The organism is Arthrobacter sp. B1805, from assembly GCF_002929745.1.
GTDB lineage: Bacteria > Actinomycetota > Actinomycetes > Actinomycetales > Micrococcaceae > Arthrobacter_D.
Window position 1 is genome coordinate 24,216 of record NZ_PJIQ01000005.1, and the last position, 20,214, is coordinate 44,429.

At 67.3% G+C, this 20,214-nt stretch carries 15 protein-coding genes and 1 tRNA gene; 5 read left to right on the forward strand and 11 right to left on the reverse strand.

The annotated features are described in order from the left end of the window. The first annotated feature begins 32 nt into the window (after positions 1–32). Complete coding sequence (locus CXQ96_RS06985; RefSeq protein WP_258058927.1) at positions 33–1,193, forward strand: class I SAM-dependent methyltransferase; 1,161 nt, start codon at positions 33–35, stop codon at positions 1,191–1,193. 129 nt (positions 1,194–1,322) lie between these two features. Here the strand turns inward: CXQ96_RS06985 and CXQ96_RS06990 are convergent, their stop codons facing one another. The 4 genes from CXQ96_RS06990 to polA form a co-directional block, all read right to left on the reverse strand. Continuing rightward, positions 1,323–1,835 carry a DUF5956 family protein gene (locus CXQ96_RS06990; RefSeq protein ID WP_104117333.1) on the reverse strand — a complete coding sequence of 171 codons (513 nt, stop codon included), beginning with the start codon at positions 1,833–1,835 and terminating at the stop codon, positions 1,323–1,325. A gap of 154 nt (positions 1,836–1,989) precedes the next feature. After that, the gene (rpsA, locus tag CXQ96_RS06995) at positions 1,990–3,462 is read right to left on the reverse strand and encodes a 30S ribosomal protein S1 (RefSeq protein ID WP_104117334.1); all 1,473 of its coding nucleotides are present in this window, start codon (positions 3,460–3,462) and stop codon (positions 1,990–1,992) included. A gap of 240 nt (positions 3,463–3,702) precedes the next feature. Beyond that, complete coding sequence (locus CXQ96_RS07000) at positions 3,703–5,007, reverse strand: GNAT family N-acetyltransferase (RefSeq protein ID WP_104117335.1); 1,305 nt, start codon at positions 5,005–5,007, stop codon at positions 3,703–3,705. Between the two features lie 118 nt (positions 5,008–5,125). Next, positions 5,126–7,948: a DNA polymerase I gene (polA, locus tag CXQ96_RS07005; RefSeq protein ID WP_181036390.1), complete on the reverse strand. Its 2,823-nt coding sequence runs from the start codon at positions 7,946–7,948 to the stop codon at positions 5,126–5,128. On the opposite strand from polA, the gene CXQ96_RS07010 reads away from it, so the two are divergent. The 3 genes from CXQ96_RS07010 (at position 7,947) to CXQ96_RS07020 (ending at position 9,324) form a co-directional block, all read left to right on the forward strand. Next, positions 7,947–8,435 (forward strand): hotdog fold thioesterase, encoded by a 489-nt coding sequence (locus CXQ96_RS07010; protein WP_181036391.1) that lies wholly within the window; start codon positions 7,947–7,949, stop codon positions 8,433–8,435. The genes polA and CXQ96_RS07010 overlap by 2 nt on opposite strands. 194 nt (positions 8,436–8,629) lie before the next feature. Then, positions 8,630–8,836, forward strand: a complete 207-nt coding sequence (locus CXQ96_RS07015; protein ID WP_104117337.1) for a hypothetical protein — start codon at positions 8,630–8,632, stop codon at positions 8,834–8,836. Then, on the forward strand, positions 8,833–9,324 hold the full coding sequence (locus CXQ96_RS07020; RefSeq protein ID WP_219816105.1) for a hypothetical protein: 492 nt from the start codon (positions 8,833–8,835) through the stop codon (positions 9,322–9,324). Before CXQ96_RS07015 ends, CXQ96_RS07020 begins: the two co-directional genes overlap by 4 nt. Before the next feature lie 27 nt (positions 9,325–9,351). Here CXQ96_RS07020 and CXQ96_RS07025 read toward each other — a convergent pair whose 3' ends face one another. The 4 genes from CXQ96_RS07025 to CXQ96_RS07040 form a co-directional block, all read right to left on the reverse strand. After that, positions 9,352–9,738 (reverse strand): response regulator transcription factor, encoded by a 387-nt coding sequence (locus CXQ96_RS07025; RefSeq protein WP_104117338.1) that lies wholly within the window; start codon positions 9,736–9,738, stop codon positions 9,352–9,354. Positions 9,739–9,780: 42 nt separating this feature from the next. Beyond that, on the reverse strand, positions 9,781–10,401 hold the full coding sequence (locus CXQ96_RS07030) for a hypothetical protein (RefSeq protein WP_104117339.1): 621 nt from the start codon (positions 10,399–10,401) through the stop codon (positions 9,781–9,783). Positions 10,402–10,547: 146 nt separating this feature from the next. After that, positions 10,548–11,570 carry a non-homologous end-joining DNA ligase gene (gene ligD, locus CXQ96_RS07035; RefSeq protein ID WP_104117340.1) on the reverse strand — a complete coding sequence of 341 codons (1,023 nt, stop codon included), beginning with the start codon at positions 11,568–11,570 and terminating at the stop codon, positions 10,548–10,550. A gap of 101 nt (positions 11,571–11,671) precedes the next feature. Continuing rightward, positions 11,672–11,756 (reverse strand) — tRNA-Leu (locus CXQ96_RS07040). A gap of 141 nt (positions 11,757–11,897) precedes the next feature. Between CXQ96_RS07040 and CXQ96_RS07045 the strand changes: the two genes are divergently transcribed. Next, positions 11,898–12,500 carry an ANTAR domain-containing response regulator gene (locus tag CXQ96_RS07045; protein WP_104117341.1) on the forward strand — a complete coding sequence of 201 codons (603 nt, stop codon included), beginning with the start codon at positions 11,898–11,900 and terminating at the stop codon, positions 12,498–12,500. Positions 12,501–12,581: 81 nt separating this feature from the next. Here CXQ96_RS07045 and pyk read toward each other — a convergent pair whose 3' ends face one another. The 3 genes from pyk to gltB are packed head-to-tail and all read right to left on the reverse strand — an operon-like array spanning position 12,582 to position 20,193. Beyond that, on the reverse strand, positions 12,582–14,072 hold the full coding sequence (gene pyk, locus CXQ96_RS07050; RefSeq protein WP_104117342.1) for a pyruvate kinase: 1,491 nt from the start codon (positions 14,070–14,072) through the stop codon (positions 12,582–12,584). Positions 14,073–14,120: 48 nt separating this feature from the next. Continuing rightward, positions 14,121–15,578, reverse strand: a complete 1,458-nt coding sequence (locus CXQ96_RS07055) for a glutamate synthase subunit beta (RefSeq protein WP_104117343.1) — start codon at positions 15,576–15,578, stop codon at positions 14,121–14,123. Next, positions 15,571–20,193: a glutamate synthase large subunit gene (gene gltB / locus CXQ96_RS07060; protein WP_104117344.1), complete on the reverse strand. Its 4,623-nt coding sequence runs from the start codon at positions 20,191–20,193 to the stop codon at positions 15,571–15,573. Before gltB ends, CXQ96_RS07055 begins: the two co-directional genes overlap by 8 nt. Positions 20,194–20,214 lie beyond the last annotated feature (21 nt).

The following is a 20,214-nucleotide window of genomic DNA, read 5'->3' on the forward strand; positions in this document are numbered from 1 at the left end:
ACCCCGGACACACCAGGAATGGCACACTTCCCATGTCCGGGACAGTGCGCATGATGCCGTTCGATCTCGGGTCCCTGCGCCGTGCTCCCGACGTCGAGACACCGGAACTGGTAGCGGTCGATGCCGCCGACCGCCTACTTCTCGACACCGTCACGGCACGTCTCGAGTCTCCGGGCGGCCTCGCCGTCATCAACGACTCCTACGGCGCCCTGACGCTCGGTGTCGCTCAGATCGCGGGCCGGACAGACATCAGGGTCTTCCAGGACGGTGTCGTCAATGAGCGGGCGCTCGCCCTGAATGCCGCAGCATCGGGCCTGCAGAACGTCTACCGGTCCTACCCGCTGGGCGCCTCCCTGCTCGAGGACGTCTCCACCGTTCTCGTACGGCTCCCCCGCTCATTGGACGAGCTCGACGAGATTGCGCGCACCGTTGCGGCTCATGCCCGTCCGGACGTGCAGGTGCTGGCAGGCGGGCGGCTCAAGCACATGTCCCTGTCCATGAACGGCGTCCTCGGCCGCTCTTTCGGAGAAGTGGCGGCAGGCCTCGCCCGGCAGAAGGCCAGGGTGCTCGTCGCCTCGCAGCCGCGTCTCGTGGATCCGCCCTCCTCCCCGCGCGCGGCCCGGTACGACGTCGGGCTCGGCGGACCGCTGGAGGTCAGGGCCTACGGCGCGACCTTCGGCGGTGCCGTACTCGATCCCGGAACCCGCTTGCTGCTTCCACAGCTGCGGGCACTGGCGCGTCGCGGTCCCTCCGCAGCCGGCCACGAGGTGATCGATCTCGGCTGCGGAAACGGCACTATCGCCGCTTTCATCGCCCTCAGCCATCCGGAGCTGAGGGTTCACGCCACGGACCAGTCAGCCTCGGCCGTCGCGTCGACGGCCGCGACGGCTGTGGCCAACGGGGTATCGGACCGCATCAGGGTGAGCAGGGATGACGCGCTGTCCGACGTGCCCGACGCGTCGTCGGATGTGATCGTCCTGAACCCACCGTTCCATATCGGCAGTACGGTGCACGCCGGCATCGCACGCAAACTGTTCCGCGAATGCGCTCGCGTCCTGGTGCCCGGCGGCGAGCTGTGGACGGTATGGAACAGCCACCTCGGCTACCGGCCGGTCCTGGAACGCGTGATCGGTCCGACGCGGCAACTCGACCGCTCCCCCCGCTTCACCGTCACCTGCTCTACCCGGAGGTAGGGCGTGGAGCCACTCGCTCACGTGTATCGGTGCGTGCGTCGGCATCCGAGCCCACATCGGTGAAGCCCCGCGACGCGTAGCTCGCGCGACCGGCCGGGTCCGCGGTGAGGCTTCCTGCATCGCGGGTGCTCATCGCGGTTCCGCATAGAGCGTGGCCATGCTGCTCCGCAGGATCGGTGCGATCTCCGCTGGGTGCGGAGCACTCGACGCGTGCAGGGCGATCTGGCGATTGAGATGAGCCCACAGTTGCCGGTCGTTCCCCAAGGCCGGCGGCCGGCGGACCAGCCACGTCCAGCCCCGCGGCGGCAGGGGAATCCCTGCGTCATCCAGGTAGTACTCGATCGCCTCGTCCACCGCCTCGCGATCGGCCTCGCTGAACGGTTCTGTCCAGGTCCGGACGGTGCCGCCGGGACCCGGCCCGCTGACACTGACGCTCCGGGTGCGATCGGCAGTCGGCGTCTTCCGTACATTGGCGGTTCCGGCCGCCCAAGCCGTCAACACGCCGAGGCCGTTCTCCGTGGTTTCCCACCACTCGGTTCCCGGCGACCCTTCGGCCACGTCGTCCCAGTCCGTGGTGTCCATGGAGTCCCCCCTGATCGTCGTGCCGGCATCGATCTTCCGGCCCGCGACGTCGGTCCTCATGTCGGCGTGCTGTCGACGCAGGGCTGCTTGTTGCAAGACTATCTCCGGTCGTCCGCTAGCGTCGCGTGCGGGTGCCGTCCATAAGTGCCATCAACAGGGAAAGCCCCCATCCGGCGGATAGGGGCTTCCTCTGGTAACGCGGTGATGCCGTGGACTACGCTCCGGTCAGCTTCTCGCGGAGAGCCGCGAGTGCCTCGTCGGACGCGAGCGTACCGGATCCGGTATCGGCGGCGACGGGCTCCGAGGAGTAGCTCGTCGCGTTCGACTCGACAGGCTCGTTCGCTGCAGCGGCGTCGTCGGACGCGTGCTGCACGACCTGCTTCTTGTGGGACTCCCAGCGTGACTGGGCCTCGGCGTACTGAGCTTCCCACGCGGCGCGCTGGGTCTCGTAGCCCTCGAGCCATTCGTTCGACTCGGGGTCGAAGCCCTCGGGGTACTTGTAGTTGCCCTCTTCGTCGTACTCGGCGGCCATGCCGTAGAGCGCGGGATCGAACTCGGTGCTGTCGGCGTCGACGCCCTCGTTGGCCTGCTTGAGGCTGAGCGAGATACGGCGGCGCTCGAGGTCGATGTCGATGACCTTGACGAAGAGCTCGTCACCCACGGAGACGACCTGCTCGGCCAGTTCGACGTGGCGGACAGCGAGCTCCGAGATGTGCACGAGGCCCTCGATGCCGTCCTCGACGCGGACGAACGCACCGAACGGAACGAGCTTGGTGACCTTGCCGGGGACGACCTGGCCGAGTGCGTGCGTACGGGCGAAGGTCTGCCAGGGATCTTCCTGCGTGGCCTTCAGCGACAGCGAGACGCGCTCGCGGTCGAGATCGACCTCGAGGACCTCGACAGTGACTTCCTGGCCGACCTCGACAACCTCGGACGGGTGGTCGATGTGCTTCCAGGAAAGCTCGGAGACGTGCACGAGGCCGTCGACGCCGCCGAGGTCCACGAACGCACCGAAGTTGACGATCGAGGAGACGACGCCCGGACGGACCTGGCCCTTCTCGAGCTTGTTGAGGAACGTGGAACGAACCTCGGACTGGGTCTGCTCGAGCCAGGCACGACGCGACAGAACGACATTGTTGCGGTTCTTGTCGAGCTCGATGATCTTCGCTTCGATCTGCTGGCCGATGTACGGAGCCAGGTCGCGGACGCGACGCATCTCGACGAGGGACGCGGGAAGGAAGCCGCGGAGACCGATGTCCAGGATGAGGCCACCCTTGACGACCTCGATGACGGTACCGGTGACGACGCCGTCCTCTTCCTTGACCTTCTCGATGTCGCCCCAGGCGCGCTCGTACTGCGCACGCTTCTTGGAGAGGATCAGCCGGCCTTCTTTGTCTTCCTTGGTGAGCACCAGAGCCTCGACCTGATCACCCACGGAGACGACGTCTCCGGGATCGACGTCGTGCTTGATGGAAAGCTCGCGGGAAGGAATGACACCCTCGGTCTTGTAACCGATGTCGAGCAGGACCTCATCGCGGTCGACCTTGACGACCGTACCCTCGACGAGATCTCCGTCGTTGAAGTACTTGATGGTGGCGTCGATCGCTGCGAGGAAGTCCTCAGCGGTGCCGATGTCGTTGATGGCGACGACGGGGGCACCTTGCTTCTCGGTGGTGGTGATGGTCATGTAGTTGGGGCTCCGTTGTGGATGATTACTTGCTCCGGTCATGGCGGACACCGCGGTTCCGACTGGGCCGGGAGCGGGTTCCGTAGTCCGGATGTGGACGAAATGGAAAGAACCTCGAAGAGATTCAGGAGTGGTATCGCACTCGGAAGACCGTCGGCTTGCACCGGGACCCGCCAGAGCGCACTACGCGCCTGTCTAGTCTAGCCTCGGGGTCCAACACCGTCAAAGTGCCGGGCCCACCTAGAAGTGCGTGATGCAGTACGGCTCCTGCGTGCGCCCGAAGAGCGCGTCCAATAGGCCGACGGCGTCGTCGTCGTGCGCGGTCAGTGCTCCCGCCGACCGGAGCACGGAAGCGGAGACACCGCCGAGGTACAAGGAACCGAGCGCGTTGACGGTGAGCGTGACATCCGGCGCCGTCGCTGCCTCTACGTGGGCAACCTCCTCCGCCACGCCCTCGACGACGGTCAGGACGTAGGAACCACCCACGATGTCGAGATCGTCGGTCACGCGCAGGACGATCCTCCCGGTACCTTCGTACGAACGTCTCGCGAGGGCGTCCTGCACATCGAGCATCCGGACCCACAGCACGTCATCGGTGCCCTTGACCTGGTAGCAGCGGCGGTCACGGAGCGCCCAGGGCAGCGGGTCGTCGCGCCGGGCCCCGTCCCACGTCACGAGCTGCACGAGGTCGAGCGAACCGAGGTAGCGCCACAATTCGAGGTACGCAGAGGGGGTCGCGGCGACGAGATCGACGATCTTCATGGTGTACGGCGTCGTCTCCCACCCGGCGAAGCGGTACGACACGTACCCCACGGGCGTCCCCCCGGCGTCGTAGTGGACGGCCATGCGGACGGCCCGGTCCTCGACGGGGCGCTCACGCCCCCACTCGCCGGAGGCCCGGCGCGGGTAGGCGTACTGACGATCGACGGAGCCGAACGTCGATGCCTGGAATCCGGCGAAGACCTGCTCGGCGAGGCGGACCGCGTGCTCGCGGGCCACCAGCGTCGTCGTGCCGGTCCTGGGCGCCGTGACCTCGAAGCGCTCACGCACGTCGACCTCCACCGACTGCGTGAACGTGGCGCATCCGAACCCGAACCGGCCGTAGATGGTGGCTTCCGAGGCCGTCAGGATCGCCAGGGGAAGGCCCCGCTCCTTCGCCTCCCGCAGGTCCCTCGTCATCATGGAACGGAGGATGCCGTTGCGTCGGTGGCTGGTTCGCACGGTCACGGCCGTGATCTGGTGGACGTCGATCTGCGCCGCACCGACATTGAGCGCGTGCACCATGGTGCCGTAGGTGGCGACAGGATGGTCCGCGCCGAGAGCTTCGGCGGGCTGGGCCCGGTCGTGGACGCCCCACAGGACGCGCTGATCGGCTTGATAGGCGGCCAGGTATCGCGGGACGTCCTCAGGATCGAACGTGCCCTCGTGGAATCCGATGCCTTCGGCGTCGAGCCACTTCACGAAGCGGCCGTCCGCTGTCGCGCTCTCCTCGGCGTCGAGGGAGAAGATCTCGGTGTGCAGGTCTGGGGTCGTGTAGTCGCTCACACCTCACCACCCTAGCCGGGGGCGTCCGGGGCGGACCAGGGTCGCGTCCCGGTCCGCCGAGTACCGAGGGGTAGAACGGCGTCGCGCCCCTCGTGCCTCCCGGTGCCCCTCGTGTCTTCTAGTGCGCGGCGTCGTGCCAGCTGGTACCCGTGCCCACGGAGACGTCCAGCGGCACGGAGAGGTCGGCCGCGCTGCCCATCTGTTCGCGGACCAGCGCCTCGACCTCCTCCGACTCCCCCTCCGCCACCTCGAGCACGAGTTCGTCGTGGACCTGCAGCAGCATGCGCGATGCAAGACCACGACGCGTGAGGGCGTCATCGACACCCAGCATCGCCTTCTTGATGATGTCCGCCGCTGATCCCTGGATGGGCGCGTTGAGGGCAGCCCGTTCGGCCATCTCACGCAGTTGCCTGTTGTCGCTGGACAGGTCCGGCAGGTAACGGCGCCGGCCCTCGATCGTGGAGGTGAAGCCGTCCTTCCGTGCCTGCTCGACGATGCCGCGAAGGTAGTCGCGCACGGCCCCGAAGCGCTCGAAGTAGTCGCGCATCAGCGTGCGCGCCTCGTCGACCGAGATGTTGAGCTGCTTCGAGAGGCCGAAGGAACTCAGCCCGTAGACCAGACCATAGGACATGGCCTTGACCTTGGAACGCATCGCATTGGTGACATCCTCCGGCGCGACACCGAAGATGTGCGAGCCCACGAAGCGGTGGAGGTCCTCGCCCTCCTGGAAGGCGGAGATCAGGCCCTCGTCGCCGGAGAGGTGCGCCATGATGCGCATCTCGATCTGCGAGTAGTCGGCCGTCATCAGGCTCTCGTACTTCTCCCCGTTGCGGCCCTGACCGACCACGAACACCTCGCGGATCCGGCGGCCCTCCTCGGAGCGCACGGGGATGTTCTGGAGGTTCGGGTTGGTGGAGGAGAGGCGGCCCGTCGCGGCGACCGTCTGGAGGTAGGTCGTGTGGATGCGGCCGTCATCACCCACGGACTTGCGGAGACCCTCCACGGTCTGCCGCAGCTTCAGCGCGTCACGGTACGAGAGGAGCTGCTCGAGGAAGGGGTGGCCGGTCTTCGTGATGAGATCAGTGAGGGCATCGGCGTCCGTGGAATAACCGGTCTTGATCTTCTTCGTCTTCGGCAGCCCCAGTTCGTCGAAGAGGACGGTCTGGAGCTGCTTCGGCGAACCGAGATTGATCTCCTTGCCGATGATCCGGTAGGCCTCGGCACCGGCGGCACTGATCGTCTTCGAGAAGTCGTCGAGCAGCCGGTCCAGTCCGTCGACCGAGACGGCCACCCCCGTGAGTTCCATCCGGGCGAGCACCTCCGCCAGTGGCAGCTCCAGTCCGCCGAGCAGCTGGTTCGCTCCCCGCTCCACGAGCTGGCCGGCGAAATGCTCGCTCAGGCGCAGCGCCGCATAGGCGGCGACCACGGCTGGTGACGCGACGTCGTTGCCCCCGAGGTCGAGGGCCTGCTGGCCGGAGGAATCGTTCGCGGACGCCGTGATGGACAGGCGCAGGTGGTACTGGGCGAGATCGGCGAGATCGTAGCTGCGGCGGTCCGGCTGGATGAGGTACCCCGAGATCGCTGTGTCGTCGACCTCGCCCGCTAGCAGGAAACCCCGGGCGGAGAGCAGTTTGAACGCGGCCTTGAAGTCGTGGACGATCTTCGGCGCATCCCTATCGCCGAGCCAGTTCCCCAGTACCTTCTCGGCCTCCGCATCCAGGGGTTCGAGCGGGATGTAGGCCGCGCTCAGGGTGGTGACGACGGCGATCCCGACGACGTCGGTGGCACCCCCGGTCGTCTCGGTCGCAAGGGCCACGGATGCCTGGGCCTGGTTCGTCGCCCTGAACCACTGCGACAGTTCCGCGGCGCTCCCGAGCAACGCGTGGGCAGGAGCGCTCTGCTCATCCCCTGTGTCCTCCGACTCCTCCTCAGGGAAGAGGTCGAACAGGCGCTTACGCAGCGTGTTGAACTGCAGCGAGTCGAACAGGTCCTCGACGGCGGCGCGGTCGGGGTGCTGCGAGACCATCGCCTCGAGGTCCACGGGCAGGTCCAGATCGGTCAGCAGCCGGTTCAGGCGCCGGTTGCGCTTCACGTCCTCGATGTTCGCCCGGAGCGAGTCTCCGACTTTGCCGCCGATCTTGTCGAGGTTCTCGAGGATGCCCTCGAGTCCCCCGTACTGCTTGATCCATTTCGCCGCTGTCTTGGGGCCGACCCCGGGCACGCCGGGCAGGTTGTCCGCGCTCTCCCCCACCAGTGCCGCCAGGTCGGAGTACTGGTGCGGCGGGACGAAGTACTTCTCCTCGATGGCCTGCGCGTCCATCTGCGGGATGTTGGTCACGCCCTGTTTGGGGTACAGCACCGTCACCCGGTCGTTGACGAGCTGGAAGGCGTCCCGGTCCCCGCTGACCACCTGCACGTCCCAGTCGGCGGCAGCGGCCTGGTAGGCCAGCGTCGCGAGGATGTCGTCCGCCTCGTAGCCGTCCAGGGATATGGTCGGGATGCGCATCGCCTCCATCACCTTGATGATCAGGTCCACCTGTCCGTGGAACTCCTCGGGCGTCTTCGAGCGGCCTCCCTTGTACTCCGTGTACTCCTCGGAGCGGAAGGTGGGGGTGTCGAGGTCGAACGCCACGGCGACGTGGCTCGGCTTCTGGTCCTTGATGAGGTTGATGAGCATGGCGGTGAAGCCGTAGACCGCGTTGGTGTGCTGGCCCGTGTCGGTCGAGAAGTTCTCCGGAGGAAGCGCGTAGAAGGCGCGGAACGCCATCGAGTGCCCGTCGATGATCAGGAGACTGTTGCGTGAGCCGTCGCTGCGCCGGGCCGGTGCCGGAGTGCCGGCAGGCGCCTCGGAACCCTCGGTGGTGCTCTCGGAAGACGGGGCCATGGTCAGGGTCGCGGCAGGTTTGGTTGTTTCACTCACAGGTGCCAGCCTAGTTGCCATGACAGACAACCGCACCCAGTCCGACGTCGTCCCGGCACCCGACGAGGAGACGCTGGCGGAGTTGCTCGCCGCCGGGATTCCGCCGGAGATGCATGGCTGGCTGGGCCGCTACGGCGTGGGGGCCCTGACCGTGAAGATGGGCATCGTGTTCCGGGAGATGAGCGCCGAGCGCATGGTCGCGACGATGCCCGTCGAGGGCAACCAGCAGGTTGCCGGTATCCTCCACGGCGGTGCACATGTGGTGCTGGCGGAGACACTCGGCTCCTTCGCTGCCGGGCTCCATGCGGGTCCCGGCCGCCAGGCCATGGGCATCGAAGTGGGCGCGACGCACCACCGCAGCATCTCCTCGGGTTCGGTGACGGGCACGGCGACGGCCATCCACCTGGGACGCACCCTCACGACCCACGAGGTGGTCATGACGGACGACCAGGGCCGGCGGCTCTCGACGGCCCGGATCACCAACATGATCAGGGACGCCCGCGACTGAGGTTCCCCTCCACCCGGACGCACGGGGCGCCCTCCCGCGGCTCGCCCAGATACCCCGCTGATCCCTGCAGGAAAGGACGGGGCGAATGCAAGCCCGCTCCCGCGCTCGTGCAGGTGTTGCCGCGTCGAACGGGCCCTGCCTACCGTGGACGGGACGGAAGCCGTCCAACCCACACCACCTGAGGGAGCACCACCATGGCCGACAAGAAGCTGAAGACCGTTGCCGCCCTCCTGGCCGCGAGCGCGCTGTTCCTCGGCGGCTGCGACCTCGGCAGCAAGGACAGCGACAATTCCGGGACAGACACCGGTAATTACGACGACAACAACGGGATCGACACCGACCTCGGTGACGACAGCCGAGGGAACGATCTCGACGACGCTCCCGAGGGCGGGGACCAGTGACGCGCCGCGGCCCAGCCCTGGCACGGGCTGCCCTCAGGGGCGCAGCGGCCGGCCTCGTGGGCACTGCGGCGATGACGGTGGGCGAACTCCTCGAGCAGCGCATCACGCACCGCCCGGACTCGCACATCCCGGCGAGGACCCTCCGGATCCTCGCGGGCAGGCCGACGGACAATGCCTCGCAGTATCCGCTCTGGAACCATGCGATGCACTGGCTGACGGGCGCTACCCTGGGAGCCCTCCGCGGTGTCTGGTCCGCGACGGGCATCCGCGGAGCGTCCGCGACGGCAGCTCATACCGTCGTTCGCCTCGCCTTCGACCAGACGCTCGAGAACGCGACCGGCGCGGGAGCAGCCCCTTCCCTCTGGCCCGCGGGCGAGAAGTCGGTCGACTATCTGCACAAAGGCGTCTTCGCGGTGGTCACGGGTATCGCCTCCGACAGGATGAATCCGCCCTCGCTGGTGAGCACGGCTGGAGCGAGGAGCCACTGACCCGGCGGCAGCGGGCACGGCGCGCTGTCAGGCGCCGGGCCTCACTGCGGAGCCCTCCTGGATGTAGCGCCGCAGCTCGGCGGGCCGGAAAGGCTTGCGCAGGTAACGGTCAGCGCCCGCGTCCAGCCCGTGGTGTTCATCGGACGGATCCGCCCGGGCCGTCAGCATTACGATGAAGGTCGTCGAGAACCGCCGGATGCGCTGGGCCACCTCGAACCCGTCGATGTCCGGTAGCCCGACGTCCAGCGTGACGACGTCCGGCATCAGCCTCCGCACCATCTCGACGCCGGCCAATCCTGCCGGTGCCGTGTGAACCCGGAATCCCGAGCCGGTCAGAACGGCATGCAGGAGATCACGGACATCGTCATCATCCTCGATGACAACTGCTGTCCGGGTGGGCTCCATGCTCGGCATAGCGCAAGTTTACTCCGCGGCATCGCTGCGCCCGCGCGGGATCTAGGACTCGGGGCGGGCCGTTGCCTCCACGGGCTCTCCGCCGCCGGAAGGTTGCACCGTCACCGTCGACACCGCATCCGGCACCTCGGGGAATGCCCCGATCATGAGCAGCTCGGTGGTCTCCCCCGGTAGTGCGCCTCCACTGTACTGTTCCAGGACACCCACGACCTCGGGCGACGGTTCGCCGCCGTTCGCCGCCGCCCCCCACTCACTGATCACCGTCGAAGCCGGCCGGAATTGCAGGTCCTGGCCTTCGGGTGTTGCGACGGTGACCGTGTCGAGGTCCAGCGGCATCGCCCCGTCCGGGTTCTGCACCGTCACGCTCGCGTAGGTCACCGCGTCCTGGCCGAGCTGGCTGCGCAGGGCCTCGACGTCCTCGGGCGCTTGCGCAGGGATCACGACCTCGCCCGTCGCCTCGTCGATGAGGAAGGAGAACGTCCCGCTGCTCGCATCCGTGAGTCCCTCGACCGACGGGGCCTCCGACGGAGCCGCAGCCTGCTCGCTGGCTGTCTCCCTGGGATCGGGGGTGGGGCCCGCCGGCTCGGCATCGGTGGCGGGGTTGCCACCGCAGCCCGTCAGGAGAAGCAGTAGCAGGGTCGATGACAGCACGGTCTTCTTCATGGGTCTCCCGGCGGCCGGCGCTGGGTCCGGCACGGAGTCAGGCCCGGCTCGTGCCGGGGTGCGGCGATGTTCTTTTTCCGTTCTACCAGCACGCGCTGGACTGCGCGGCTACCGCCTCCACCGGGGCCGGCCGTTGACAGTCCGGTTCAGTCACGGTTACGCGCGCGGCTCGGCTGCACCCTCATCGGCTCACCGGGCATCTTCGGGAAATCGGGCGGGAAGGGAAGCTCGCCAAGGCCGGATTCGGCGTCGCGGTCCCACCACTGGCGCAGGACGTCGATCCGGCCCGGTTCCGCATGCAGGTTCTCCCAGGGATCCCCCACGGTCCTGAGCCGCTCGGGCACCTTCGCGATGGTGAAGGACGCCGGGTCGACGCCGGTCAGCTCGTCCCATGCGAGCGGACAGGACACCGGGGCGTGAGGCAGGGCCCTCGGGCTGTACGCACCGGCCATAGTGCGGTCGCGATTCGCCTGGTTGTAGTCGACGAAGATCCGGGCGCCCCGCTCCTCCTTCCACCACGCGGTCGTCACACGGTCCGGCATCCGGCGTTCCAGTTCACGGGCGGCGGCAATCACGGCCCGGCGCACCTCGAGGAACTCGTGCGTCGGTTCGATCGGGGCGAAGACGTGCAGCCCCCGGTTGCCCGACGTCTTGACGAAGCACGAGAGGTCGGCATCGCGCAGGACAGAACGGAGTTCGTGAGCGGCAGCGACGACGTCGGCAAAGGTCGTACCCGGCTGCGGGTCGAGGTCGATCCTCAGCTCATCGGGGCGATCGGGGTCCGTGGCACGCGACGCCCACGGGTGGAAAACGACAGTATTCATCTGGATCGCCCAGACGGCCGAGGCCGGCTCGTCGAGGACCAGTTGCGGATGCGACCGCCCGCTCGGGTAGACGACGGTCACGCTGCGGACGTAGTCCGGTGCACCCTTGGGTGGGTTCTTGCTGAAGAAGAAGTCCCCGTCCACGTCGCCGCCGAAGCGCTGGAGGGAGACCGGTCTGCCGCCATTCGCGCGCAGGAAGGCCGGCGCGACGTCGACGAGGTACCGGGCGAGGTCCAGTTTCGTCAGCCCGGCCTGCGGCCAGAGCACGCGGGAAGGGCTGGACAGGCGGACCGGCCGTGAGCCGTCCGGACCGTCGACGTCGAGGATCATCGCTTCGCTGGCCATGGCTCAATGTACCCCGGCAACCCGCACGAGGGGTCCTGCCGTGCTCCGGAGACGGCAGCCCTGTCCGCATGCAAGCTCTGCGTGTGTGGGCCTGCATGCCGTGGTGCCCGAAGTGGGACTCGAACCCACACACCTCTCGATACTGCATTTTGAGTGCAGCGCGTCTGCCAATTCCGCCATTCGGGCCGAGCTGCCCCGACTTCCTCCGGGAAGACTGACTTCCCCGCCGGTGCGCGAATCCACTCTACATGCCGATAGGCTGTTTGCGGGAACGGGAGCGAAGCCTCCGCGGACCCATCGGAACGCCATCATCATCAAGGAGCAACAGTGTCTGAACCCACCGAATCCACGCCCACCGGACCTGCACGCCGGGTCATCGTGGCCGAGGACGAGACGCTCATCCGGCTCGACATCATCGAGATCCTGCGTGGGGAAGGGTACGAGGTCGTGGCGGAAGCCGACAACGGCGAGAAAGCCGTCGCTCTCGCGGAGGAACACAAGCCGGACCTCGTGCTCATGGACGTGAAGATGCCCGTCATGGACGGCATCACCGCCGCGGAGCAGATCGTCAAGGCCCGGATCGCGCCCGTCGTCCTGCTGACGGCCTTCAGTCAGAAGGAACTCATCGAGCGCGCGCGTGACGCCGGTGCGATGGCCTACGTCGTCAAGCCCTTCACCCCGGCGGATCTCATCCCCGCCATCGAGATCGCGATGTCGCGTCACGAGGAGATCAAGGCCCTCGAGGCCGAGGTGTCCGATCTCCAGGAGCAGTTCGCCACCCGCAAGCTGGTGGAGCGGGCCAAGAGCCTCCTGACAACGAAGATGGGGCTCACCGAACCCGAGGCCTTCCGATGGATCCAGAAGACCTCCATGGATCGCCGACTGAGCATGCGCGAGGTCGCGGAGACGATCATCAACCAGGTCAACTGAGCATCCCCTCAGCCCTCTCTCTACGAAGGAAGGCCCCCACCCGGTCGGGTGGGGGCCTTCCTGTCTGTCCGGCGGGTCAGGCTACTTCTTCTTGACGGGCCAGGGGCCGACGCCTTCCTTGATGTAGGACGTGTGGCCGTCCGGCAGCTGGCCGGCGTCCGTGATGTCACCGACGCGGTGGACCTTGATCGAATTGGTCGAGCCGGCCTGTCCGGGAGGGGAACCGGCCGCGATAACCACGAGGTCGTCGATCTCGACGAGACCCTGCTCGAACAGGACACGATCGACCTGCGCCGTCATCTGGTCCGTGTGCTCCACGAACTCGACGAGCTTGGGCTGGATTCCCCAGATGAGGGACATCGTATTGAGCGTCGACTGCACGGGGGTGAAGGCGAACACCGGCTTCTTCGGCCGAAGACGGGAGAGGCGACGCGCCGAGTCACCGGACTGGGTGAACGTGCAGATGTACTTGGCATCCAGCTGGTCCGAGATCTCGACGGCTGCGCGCGTGATCGCACCGCCGCGGGTCTTCGGCTTGCTGCCGAGCGGCGGAACGCGCTCGAGGCCGTGGCGCTCCGTGGACTCGATGATGTCCGCCATGGTGCGGACGGTCTCGATCGGGTACTTGCCGACGCTCGTCTCGCCCGAGAGCATCACGGCATCCGCACCGTCCAGGACGGCGTTCGCGCAGTCGGAAGCCTCGGCGCGCGTGGGCCGGGGATTGTCGATCATCGACTCGAGGACCTGCGTGGCGACGATGACCGGCTTGGCCCAGCGGCGCGCGAGCTCGACGGCGCGCTTCTGCACGATGGGCACGTCCTGCAGGGGAAGCTCGACGCCGAGGTCACCACGGGCAACCATGATGGCGTCGAAGGCGTCGATGATCTCCTCGAGGGCATCCACGGCCTGCGGCTTCTCGATCTTGGCGATGACCGGGACACGGCGGCCCTCCTCATCCATGATCTCGTGGACGCGCTTCACGTCTCCGGCGTCACGCACGAAGGACAGCGCGACCATGTCGACACCGATCTGGATCGCCCAGCGCAGGTCCGCCTCGTCCTTGTCGCTCAGCGCAGGCACGTTGACGGCGACGCCGGGCAGGTTGATGCCCTTGTTGTTCGACACCATTCCTCCGACGACGACCTCGGTCGTGACCTTGACGTCGTCGACCGCCGTGGCCCGCAGCGAGACCTTGCCGTCGTCGATGAGCAGCATGTCGCCCACGTTGACGTCCTGGGGCAGGCCCTTGAACGTGGTGGAGGAGATCTCCTGCGTACCCTCGATGTCGTCGATGGTGATAGTGAAGACGTCCCCCGGCGCCAGGGCGTGGGGACCATCGGCGAAGCGACCGAGGCGGATCTTCGGACCCTGCAGGTCGGCGAAGATACCGACGGGCTTCCCGAGCTCCTCGGAGGCACGGCGCACGTTCTCGTAGGTGGAACTGTGCACGGCGTAGTCACCATGGCTCATGTTCATCCGGGCTACGTCGACGCCCGCCTCGAGCACCGCTCGGGTGTTCTCATAGCTGGCAATCGCGGGGCCGAATGTTGCAACAATTTTTGCGCGTCTCATAAACCTAGCCTAGTCGTGTTTGGGTCGAGGAAATGGTTCGGGGGCCGGTCAGAGGACGGCGATGGAGCGATCGGTCGGAGCAACGGGTGCCGGCAGCTTCGTGGAACCCATGAGCCACTGGTCCACCGCTGCGGCACATGCACGGCCCTCCGCGATCGCCCAGACGATCAGCGACTGCCCTCGGCCGGCGTCACCCGCCGAGAAGACGCCCGGCGTGTTGGTCATGTAGTAGCCGTCACGCGCCAGGTTGCCGCGCTCGTCGAACTCGGCCTGCACCTGTTCGGTGATGCCGGCCGGCTCCGCGCCGGTGAACCCGAGCGAGAGGAAGACCAGGTCGGCGGGGATCTCGCGCTCGGTTCCAACCTTGGGCACCCGGCGGCCGTCCACGAACTCCGTCTCCGCGACCTTGATGCCGCGGAGCACGCCGTTGTCACCGACGAACTCGACCGTGGACGCCAGGTAGCGGCGCTCGCCACCCTCCTCGTGAGCGCTCGCGATGTCGAAGAGCGTCGGGAACGTGGGCCAGGGCTGGTCCGGGCGGCGTTCCGTGGGCGGCTGCTGACCGATCGCGAGCGTCGTGACGGACGCGGCCTTCTGGCGGTGCGCCGTGCCGAGGCAGTCCGCGCCGGTATCGCCGCCGCCGAGGATGACGACGTGCTTGCCCTCCGCGTGGATCTGGTCCTCGACCGCCTCGCCGGCCACCACGCGGTTGGCCTGGACGAGGTAGTCCATCGCGAAATGGACGCCCTCGAGGTCCCGCCCAGGAATGGGCAGGTCACGCGGCACGGTTGCACCGGTGGCGACGACGACGGCGTCGTAACGCCGCTTCAGCTGACCCCAGCTGATGTCCTTGCCGACGTCCACTCCCGTGCGGAAACGCGTGCCCTCGGCCTTCATCTGGTCGAGGCGCCGCTCGAGGTGGATCTTCTCCATCTTGAAGTCCGGGATGCCGTAGCGCAGCAGGCCACCGATGCGGTCGTCGCGTTCGTAGACGGCCACGGTGTGGCCCGCGCGTGTCAGCTGCTGGCCGGCGGCGAGCCCGGCAGGGCCAGACCCGACGACGGCGATGGTGCGGCCCGTCAGGCGCTCGGGCGGATGCGGCTCCACCCAGCCCTCCGCGAAGGCGAGGTCCGCGATGGACACCTCGACCTGCTTGATGGTGACGGGCGGCTGGTTGATGCCGAGCACGCACGAGGACTCACACGGGGCCGGGCAGAGCCGCCCGGTGAACTCCGGGAAGTTGTTCGTGGCATGCAGCCGCTCGATCGCCTCGTGGCCCTTGTCTCGGAACATGAGGTCGTTCCACTCGGGGATCAGGTTCCCGAGCGGGCAGCCCTGGTGGCAGAAGGGGATGCCGCAATCCATGCAGCGACCCGCCTGCGACTTCAGGACGCCCTTCTCCTGCGCCTCGTACACCTCTTTCCAGTCCATGATCCGTACCGGAACGGGACGGCGTGGCTGGGTCTGGCGCTCGCGCACCTTCATGAATCCGCGTGGGTCAGCCACCGGTAACCTCCAGGATCTTGGTCCACGCCTCTTCACCGTCGGGATCGAGTCCCTGTTCGACGGCTGTGGCACGGGCGTCCAGTACCGCAGCGTAATCGCGCGGCAGGACCTTGGTGAAACGCTTGATGGTGTCCTCGAAGGACTCGAGCAGGCTCTCCGCGAGGTTCGACTCGGTCTCCTCGACGTGCTGGATCAGCAGCCGCCGCACGATCTCGATGTCCTCGGCGTCGAGCTCCTCGAGCAGGAGTTCGCCGTTCTCGAGGCTCTGCTTGTTGACGCGGGCACGGTCGAGGTCGAGCACGAAGGCCGTTCCCCCGGACATCCCGGCGCCGAAGTTCCGGCCCGTACGCCCGAGGATCAGCGCCTGGCCGCCGGTCATGTACTCGCAACCGTGGTCTCCGATGCCCTCCGCTACCGCCGTGGCTCCGGAATTGCGAACGAGGAACCGCTCCCCGACCTGCCCTCGCAGGAACATCTCGCCGCTCGTGGCGCCGTAGCCGATGACGTTGCCCGCGATCACGTTGTGGTCCGCGCGGAAGACGTTCGCACGATCAGGACGCACGATGATGCGGCCGCCGGAGAGACCCTTGCCCACATAGTCGTTCGAGTCGCCGAGCAGCCGCAGCGTGATACCGGCGGGCAGGAAAGCGCCGAGCGACTGACCGGCCTGACCGGCGAGCGTCACGTCGATGGTGTTGGTGGCAAGCGTGTCCAACCCGAACGTGCGCGTGACCACATGGCCGAGCATGGTGCCCACGGAGCGATCGGTGTTCACGACGTCCACGGAGATCCGCACGGGTGAGCGGTGCTGCAGCGCTTCCGCACTCATCTCGATCAGCTTGTTGTCGAAGTGCTCGTCGAGGTCGTGGTTCTGCGGAAGCATGTTGCGCATCGGCTCGCCCGAGTCGAACTCATTGCCCCGCAGGATCGGATCGAGATCGAGCCCGTCGGCCTTCCAGTGCTCGATCGCCTCGCGGGCGTCGAGCAGCTCGCTGTGACCGATCGCCTCTTCGATGGACCTGAAGCCGAGTTCGGCCAGGATCTCCCGGACCTCCTCCGCGATGAACTCGAAGAAGTTGACGACGAATTCCGGCTTGCCCGTGAAGCGGCTGCGCAGCTCCGGGTTCTGCGTCGCGACGCCCACCGGACAGGTGTCGAGGTGGCACACGCGCATCATGATGCAGCCCGAGACCACGAGTGGCGCGGTGGCGAAACCGAACTCCTCACCGCCGAGCAGAGCCGCGATGACGACGTCGCGCCCGGTCTTGAGCTGGCCGTCCACCTGGACCACCACGCGGTCGCGAAGCCCGTTCAGCATGAGCGTCTGCTGCGTCTCGGCGAGACCGAGCTCCCACGGGATACCGGCGTGCTTGAGCGAGTTGAGCGGGCTCGCGCCGGTTCCGCCGTCGTGCCCGGACACGAGCACGACGTCGGCCTTCGCCTTCGTGACGCCCGCCGCGACCGTGCCGATCCCGACCTCCGATACGAGCTTGACGTGGACGCGTGCGCTCGGGTTCGACCTCTTGAGGTCGTAGATGAGCTGCGCGAGGTCCTCGATGGAATAGATGTCGTGGTGCGGCGGCGGCGAGATCAGGGCGACGCCCGGAGTGGAATGCCGTGTCCGGGCGATCCAGGGGTACACCTTCTGGCTCATGAGCTGACCGCCCTCGCCGGGCTTCGCTCCCTGTGCCATCTTGATCTGGATGTCGTCGGCGTTGGTCAGGTAGAGGCTCGTCACGCCGAAGCGGCCCGATGCGACCTGCTTGATGGCGGAGCGGCGCTCCGGATCCATCAGGCGCTCGACGTCCTCGCCGCCCTCACCGGTGTTCGACTTCGCGCCGAGGCGGTTCATCGCGATGGCGAGCGTCTCGTGCGCTTCCTTGGAGATGGAGCCGTAGCTCATCGCCCCCGTCGAAAAGCGCTTGACGATGGACGAGACGGGTTCGACCTCGTCGATGCTGATGGGCGCACGGGCGTCCCCGCGCAGCTTGAGCAGCCCGCGCAGCGTCATGAGTTCCTTCGACTGGTCGTCCACACCCTGCGTGTACGCCTTGAAGATGTCGTAGCGCCGCTCACGCGTGGCGTGCTGCAGGCGGAAGACGGTCTCGGGGTTGAAGAGGTGCGGCGGGCCCTCGCGGCGCCACTGGTACTCGCCGCCGTTGTCGAGGCCGCGGTGCGGATCCTCGATGCCGTCCTGCGGGTACGCGCTCTCGTGGCGTGCGGCGGTCTCCGCCGCGATGACATCCAGACCGACGCCGCCGAGTTGCGTCTGGGTGCCGTGGAAGTACTCGTCCACGAGTTCCTGCGACAGGCCGAGCGCCTCGAAGGTCTGCGCGCCACAGTAGGAGCTCACGGTCGAGATGCCCATCTTGGACATGATCTTCAGGACGCCCTTGCCGAGGCCCTTGATCAGGTGTGCGACGGCGGCCTCGGCGGTGACTCCGGTGATGTCACCGTTGCGGACCAGCTCCTCGCAGCTCTCCATCGCCAGGTAGGGGTTGACCGCGGAAGCGCCGTAGCCGATCAGCACCGCGACGTGGTGGACCTCGCGCACGTCGCCCGCTTCGACGACGAGGGACGTCTTGGTGCGGTTGGCGCTCTTGAGCAGGTGGTGGTGCACCGCACTGGTCAGGAGCAGGGACGGGATGGGAGCCCACTGCGCGTTCGAGTCGCGATCGGACAACACGACGTACTCGACCCCGCGGTTGAGTGCGCTCGACACCTGCTCGCAGATCTCGGCGAGGCGCGCCCGCAGGGCAGCCTCACCGCCGTCGTGACGATAGAGGCCACGGACACGGACCGTCAGCCGGTCGCCATCCTCGGTCTCGAGGTTCGCGATCTTGGCCAGCTCGTCATTCGTGATCACGGGGAACTTCAGGGCGATCTGCTTGGAGCGCACCTGTCCCATGGACAGCAGGTTGCCGTCGGGTCCGATCGTGACGCCCATCGACGTGACGAGCTCTTCGCGAATCGAGTCCAGCGGCGGATTGGTGACCTGGGCGAAGGACTGCACGAAATAGTCGAACAGCAGGCGCGGACGCTTGGACAGCACGGCGATCGGCGTATCCGATCCCATGGCGCCGAGTGGCTCGGCACCATTCTTCGCCATGGGGCCGAGCAAAATGCGCAGCTCCTCCTGCGTGTACCCGAAGGTGCGCTGGCGGCGGTTGATGGAGGCTTTCGTGTGGATCACGTGCTCGCGCTCGGGAAGGTCCTCGAGCTGGATCAGGTTCTCCTTGACCCACTCCCCCCACGGGTTGGCGGCAGCCACTTCCGCCTTGATCTCCTGGTCCTCGATGAGGCGGCCTTCCTCGGTGTCGACGAGGAACATCTTGCCGGGAGAGACGCGGCCCTTCCGGACCACCCGGGAGGGCTCGACCTCGAGCACGCCGACCTCCGATGCGAGGATGACGAGGCCGTCCTCCGTGACCCAGTAGCGGGCGGGGCGCAAGCCGTTGCGGTCGAGTACAGCGCCGACCAGGCGCCCGTCGGTGAAGGACACTGCGGCCGGTCCGTCCCAGGGCTCCATGAGCATCGAGTGGTACTGGTAGAAGGCGCGGCGGGCGGGATCCATGGTGGCGTGGTTCTCCCACGCCTCCGGGATCATCATCATGATCGAGTGGGTGATCGGTCGCCCCGACAGGGTCAGCAGTTCCGCGACCTCGTCGAAGGACGCCGAGTCGGAAGCACCCGGGGTGCAGATCGGGTACAGCTCCTCCGGCGCATCACCGAGCAGTGGATTGGACAGCTGCGACTGGCGCGCACGCATCCAGTTCCGGTTGCCCTTGACCGTGTTGATCTCGCCGTTGTGCGCGATCGTCCGGAATGGCTGGGCGAGGGGCCACGAGGGGAAGGTGTTCGTCGAGAAGCGCGAGTGGACGATGCCGAGGCGCGTCTTGAAGCGCTCGTCGGACAGGTCCGGGTAGAACGGCTCGAGCTGCGCGGTCGTCAGCATGCCCTTGTAGACGATGGTCTTCGAGGACAGGGAGGGGAAGTACACGCCGTACTTGTTCTGGGCGCGCTTGCGCACCCGGAAGGCTTTCGCGTCGAGATCCGACGCGTTGCCGTTCGCCGGTGCCAGGAAGAGCTGCACGAAGTGCGGCATGCAGGCACGCGCCATCGCACCGACGAGGTCGGCGACCACAGGCACGACACGCCAGCCGAGGACCTCGAGGCCCTCGGACTCGGCGATCGACTCGAGCCCGGCACGCGCGGTCTCCTCCTCCTTCGCCTCGGCCGGCAGGAACGCTGTTCCCACGACGTAGGACCCGACGGGCGGGAGCTGGAAGTCGACGACTGCGCGGAAGAACTCGTCGGGGATCTGCGTCAGCAGACCGGCGCCGTCGCCCGTACCCTCGTCGGCACCCACGGCACCGCGGTGCTCGAGGTTCCGCAGCGCCGTCAGTGCGGCGTCGACGATGTCGTGGCCGGGTTCACCGCGAAGGGTCGCGATCACGGCGAGACCGCATGCGTCCTTCTCGTTGTCCGGATTGTAGAGGCCTGTTGCTTCCGGGAGGGAGGCGAACCGCGTGAAGGGCGACTCCACGGCGGCTGCGGTGGATGGCGTCGTTTCCGGTTCTGTCCCGGTCGGCTTTCCTGGCATCAAAGCAGTCATCGAAAGGATCCTTCCCCCATG